Origin of the sequence: Sulfurihydrogenibium sp. (genome assembly GCF_028276765.1) — a bacterium.
Classification (GTDB): domain Bacteria; phylum Aquificota; class Aquificia; order Aquificales; family Hydrogenothermaceae; genus Sulfurihydrogenibium.
In genome coordinates, this window is the sequence record NZ_JAPYVU010000076.1 from 1 (window position 1) to 4,776 (window position 4,776).

Genomic DNA, 4,776 nt, shown 5'->3' on the forward strand with positions numbered 1-4,776 from the left:
CGGCTGCAGAATGACATCTTAGGTTATTTCTTCTTTAATGTTTATCAATCACCCTTTCGCTACCATCCTGAGAACTTTAGTCCGAAGGATCTCCTTTTTAAATTCTATAAAAACCACTAATTTCTCGCCTTAATTATCCATCCTCTCACTTATTCACTTTAAAAAACCCGGGAGTATCCCGGGATTGAAAACTTTATAAACAACCTTTAAAGAATCCAGCTTTTGGTTTAGGAGAGATTTTATACTCTTGAACTTCTAAAACCGGTAAATCACCATCTTTACCAACAATTTTTCCCTTTGCGTCAATGTTTCCACCAAAACCTTCGTCCAATTCAAAGTAGTAAATGTTCTTTGGAGCAATTGCATAAAACGTGTTGTCTGTTACGTCATAAATAACATATCCAGATTGAGCAGCCTCTGCGGGTGGACAGCTTGATAAAAGTTCAAAGCTACCTGTTTGTTTTGCTTTTTCTGCACAAGATTTTGCAGTAATAACAGCACTTGAAAGGTCTACGTCTTCGCCCACTTCTTCTGCATTAACGATTCCAAAGGATAATAGACCAACAGATAATATTGATAAAATCATCTTTTTCATAATGCTACCTCCTAAATCACTTTAAAGTCTTTAAATAAGCAACAATGTCGGCAACATCTTTCTCAGACAGATGTGCAAATGGAGGCATTTTAGATTGTAATTTTCCTTTATCGCCCTTGATGTACCATGTATACATGTCGTTGTTAGGATATGCTCCATTTTTATCTTTTTCACCTGATTTGTTGTAATGTCTGTTTATGTTTAAGTTTCTAATCACAACATCGTTAGGGTTTATTATTGATTCTTTCAAGTATATAGGGTTTGAATATCCGCCAATCTTAGATAAGTTTGGTGCTAAGCCTTCCGGTGCTGTGTTTTGGTCTGCATATCTATGGCAACCATTACAGCCATTTTGAGTCATCAACTCTTTTCCTCTTGCTGGGTCTCCAATTTCTCCATATCCCCATGAAATGTATTTTACATAACTTGGGTCAGCTTTAAATTTATCAATCTTTATAAACTTCCAAGAAGAAATTCTCTTATTTCCATCCCTGTTTAAACTGTTTCCATCGTAAACAGCAAAAGCAACAGGAACCATGCCGGATGCAAGATTTAAATCTGGAGTTTTTAATGGTTTTACGATTACAGCAGTCCATTCTTTTTTAGAATCATCATACTGCATTGTAAAGTTGTAGCCTTTTTCTTCGATTTCCGTCATTGTTCCAAAGCCTTCTGAGATGAAGGACTTTTTATATTCCTTTCCTTCAACCGCTTTCTTTAAATAAACCATCACAGGATGGTTAGAATCTCCCATTCCTACATAAGCTAAGGTTTTACCTTTACCATAAACGGTTGGAAATTCAACAGCTACACCGTCGCCGTATTTGTTAGTAGCTAAAGCAGGTTGAACAGATTTAGTCTCATCCTTCCATCTTATTAATATTCCTATTTCTTTTTGATTATAACCTACCGCAACTTCTGCCTCTACAGGTTGTTCTTTTTCAACTATTTCATTAGCATTTTTATCATTTAAACGAACTGAATACTGTGGATATAAAACAACCTTCTTAGTTGGGACAGAAGATAAAGACTGGGCGTCTATTTTAGCAAGCTGTTTAGCCTCTAAAACATCATCATTAAAGTTATCCGTCCCGGCGTTTGAAGATAGAACAAGTGCTGATATAGCAAACAATGTTAGCTTCTTTTTCATCAGTTTCCTCCTTCTTTATTTTAAGCGTTAATGTCCATGACCACCTTCTCTTGGAGGTAAAGGCAATACTTTTTCATGGAAAGTGTAATCTTTTATCTCTACTCTCTTAGTATTAGCGCCTTGTAAGTATCTTTGGTCTATAACTTTAAAGAATTCTGTACCTTTTAACTTTTTGTCAGTCGTTTGTTGATAGTAATTATTATCAAGTCTGAACATATCTCTATGTGAGTATGCGATAAGAATATCCATAAGCTCTGACTCTTCTCCTCTTGCTCTCTTTTCCATCTCTTTTCTTAATGTTTCAAGAGCTTGATGAACTTCTTTTCCAAATAGTAATTCTAGATATTCGATTGGCACTCTTCTTGAATTATCTATTGGAGCCATGCTGTCATCAAATTTTGGAGGGTCAAACAATGGTGGAACGTAGTAAACGTTTGGCTGTGTTCCAAAGTCCGGTCTAAGAGGTAAAGCGACTTTATACTTATGAACAAGTTTATAAACTTGTCCTTCTTCATCGTCCAAAAAGCCTACAAATCTTATTCTACCTACGCATTGATGTGCACATGCAGGAGGTAAACCTTTTTCAACCCTCGGGAAGCAGAATATACATTTTTCAGATTTAGATATCTTAGGGTTAAAGTAAATCTTTTTGTAAGGACAGCCTGCAATACAGTATCTGTATCCTTGACATCTTTCCAAGTCTACTAAAACAATACCGTCTTGCTCTCTTTTGAAAATTGCCTCTCTTGGACATGCAGCCAAACAGCCTGGATTAGAGCAGTGGTTACAAATTCTTGGAATGTAGAAGAAGTAAGAGTTAGGATACTCTCCACCGCCAACGTCTTCATCCCAGTTTGGTCCCCATTCTGGAGCTGTGTTGGGTTTTAGTAAATTACCACTGAAAAGTTCGTCGTGGTTGTAATCCCATGGTACGCCATAATCTAATACCATATCTGGGATAATTCCATCTCTTAAATTTCCTTCCTCGTCAAAACCACCGCCAGCTTCCATCCAGTTTCTTGGGTAGCCTGCACCAGGGTGTGTTTCAACGTTGTTCCAGTACATGTATTCTCTTCCATTTCTGTTTGTCCACTGTGTCTTACATGCTACTGTACAAGTCTGACAACCAATACATTTATTTAAATCCATTACCATTGCAAGTTGTCTTTTTGACATCTATTTTACCTCCTTAAGCTTTTTCAACATCTACTGAAGTTTCATATGCATGTTGGTTTCCATCCCAGTTTCCGCCAAATTTCAAGTGTCCCCAACCATCAGAAAGTTCAAGTAAGTTAAGCGGAGATGCTACTACTTCGTTATGTCCTTTTCTTCCTTTATAGAAGAATGGTTCCCAACCATGCTCCAATATGATTGCATCTTTCGGACATGATGGATATACTTTTGCCATAGCATAAAACTCGCCAAGGGAGTTGAACACTCTAACTTCATCACCATCTTTGATGCCTTTCTTCTTAGCAATCTCCGGATTTATCATTACGTAAGGCTTTCCTCTTTGTAATCTAAGCAGTAGAGTAGATGTCTTATAAGTTGAGTGGATTGACCATCTTGCGTGTGGTGTCATGAGAACAAACGGAAATCTTCTTGGTCTGATAGGTTCTTTAGCTGTTGGAACGTTTGCTCCTTGTTGTATCCATAAATCATCATCTACGTAGTATGTAATTCTTCCGGACAATGTTTCAAATCTTTCATATAAGAAAAGGTTATTTTCAAATACGTTGTACGGCTTATCCGGATAAAGTGGTGAAGATTTTCCGGCTTTTTCATTTAATACTAAATAACCACCTCTTTTGAACATAGATTCAATAGTATTAGGCTTAAACTGGTCAGTATTTTCTAATGCCAACTCTACTGCATCCCTGTCGGTTCTTAACTGACCGCCGATTGTGTACTCTTCAACTAATGTGTCAAGGTCTCTGTATCCTGTTTTAGAAAGCTGCGGGTCTGGAATTTTGATATATTTTTGGTCGCCTGTTTCTTTGTATTTTTTCATAGCTATTTCTTGGATTTTCTCAACAATCATCGTACAGATTTCCCACTCAGACTTAGCCTCGCCAACTGGTTTTAAGTTTGTTGGAGGGTGAGCAAGGTTTGCAAATCTATGATAACCAGGGTTTGTTCTTAGGTCCCAAACTTCATAGTGAGATTTTGCAGGAAGTAGAATGTCTGCATAGTTTGCAAAGTCAGACATTCTAAAATCTACATAAGCAATAAATTTAGCCTTTTCAAGGAATGCTTTTTTATAAGAAGAACCTTTATTTCTTCTAAATCTTGCATCTGCAAAAAGTAAGAATGTTTCTACATCGTTCCAGTAAGATTTACCATGCCCGATTCCTTTATCACCTTCAGACTTAGAAAGCATTTCATTTACTTGCTTTTTATACTCTTCCTTAGACATTCCCATAACTTCTTTAAATGTGTCTTCTTCATAGAGCTTATCAAAGTCCTGCATCATATTTCCAAGAACAAATTCGCTTACAAAACCGGATGCGAATCTTTCTTTATACTTTCCTGCAAAACCCGATATCTTAGCTAAACCAGATATGGACCACTCGTTTTCTGAATTAAATCCACCATAAGGTCCAAGCCTTCCACATAAAGGAGTAATAGAAGCAATAGCCCTTTGAGCTAACATGCCGTTAAAGTATTTACCGATTGTAAAGCCCATAGAGATAAACGCTACTTTTGGAAGAGCTATATCTCTTGCAAGCTGTTGAACGATTTTTGGATGAACGTTTGTTAATTTAAATGTTTTCTCTGCCGGGAATTTAGCTGCTTCTGCTTTAACCAACTCAAATACAGGCGTAACTTTTACCTTTGAACCGTCTTTTAACTTAACTTCGTATACACCTTCTAATGCTGGGTCAATATCCCAACCTAAATCTTTTAGTCTCAATGTTTTAATTGGGTTTCCTTCAGAACCGGGCATAATTGTAAATTTGCCGTTTTTAAGGTTATATGCTAAGAAGACAGCATCTGCTTCAAACTCTTTTCCATGTGCCTTTTCTTCCAT

General features: G+C 36.9%; 4 protein-coding genes. All 4 read right to left on the bottom strand.

Annotated elements, in window-relative coordinates; all coding sequences use genetic code 11:
- Positions 1 to 193: 193 nt before the first annotated feature.
- Entirely contained in the window at positions 194 to 595 is a 402-nt protein-coding gene (locus Q0929_RS08750) for a hypothetical protein (RefSeq protein WP_299240027.1), read from the bottom strand.
- 16 nt (positions 596 to 611) lie between these two features.
- The gene (locus Q0929_RS08755; RefSeq protein WP_299240030.1) at positions 612 to 1,745 is read right to left on the bottom strand and encodes a c-type cytochrome; all 1,134 of its coding nucleotides are present in this window, start codon (positions 1,743 to 1,745) and stop codon (positions 612 to 614) included.
- Between the two features lie 27 nt (positions 1,746 to 1,772).
- The gene (locus Q0929_RS08760) at positions 1,773 to 2,921 is read right to left on the bottom strand and encodes a 4Fe-4S dicluster domain-containing protein (RefSeq protein WP_299240033.1); all 1,149 of its coding nucleotides are present in this window, start codon (positions 2,919 to 2,921) and stop codon (positions 1,773 to 1,775) included.
- Between the two features lie 13 nt (positions 2,922 to 2,934).
- The coding region (locus Q0929_RS08765) for a molybdopterin dinucleotide binding domain-containing protein (RefSeq protein ID WP_299240036.1) at positions 2,935 to 4,776 on the bottom strand (1,842 nt) is incomplete at its 5' end.

Excerpts from the sequence above, each read along its gene's own strand:
- Q0929_RS08750 (WP_299240027.1), bottom strand. The coding sequence starts at position 595 with ATGAAAAAGATGATTTTATCAATATTATCTGTTGGTCTATTATCCTTT.
- Q0929_RS08755 (WP_299240030.1), bottom strand. The coding sequence starts at position 1,745 with ATGAAAAAGAAGCTAACATTGTTTGCTATATCAGCACTTGTTCTATCT.
- Q0929_RS08760 (WP_299240033.1), bottom strand. The coding sequence starts at position 2,921 with ATGTCAAAAAGACAACTTGCAATGGTAATGGATTTAAATAAATGTATT.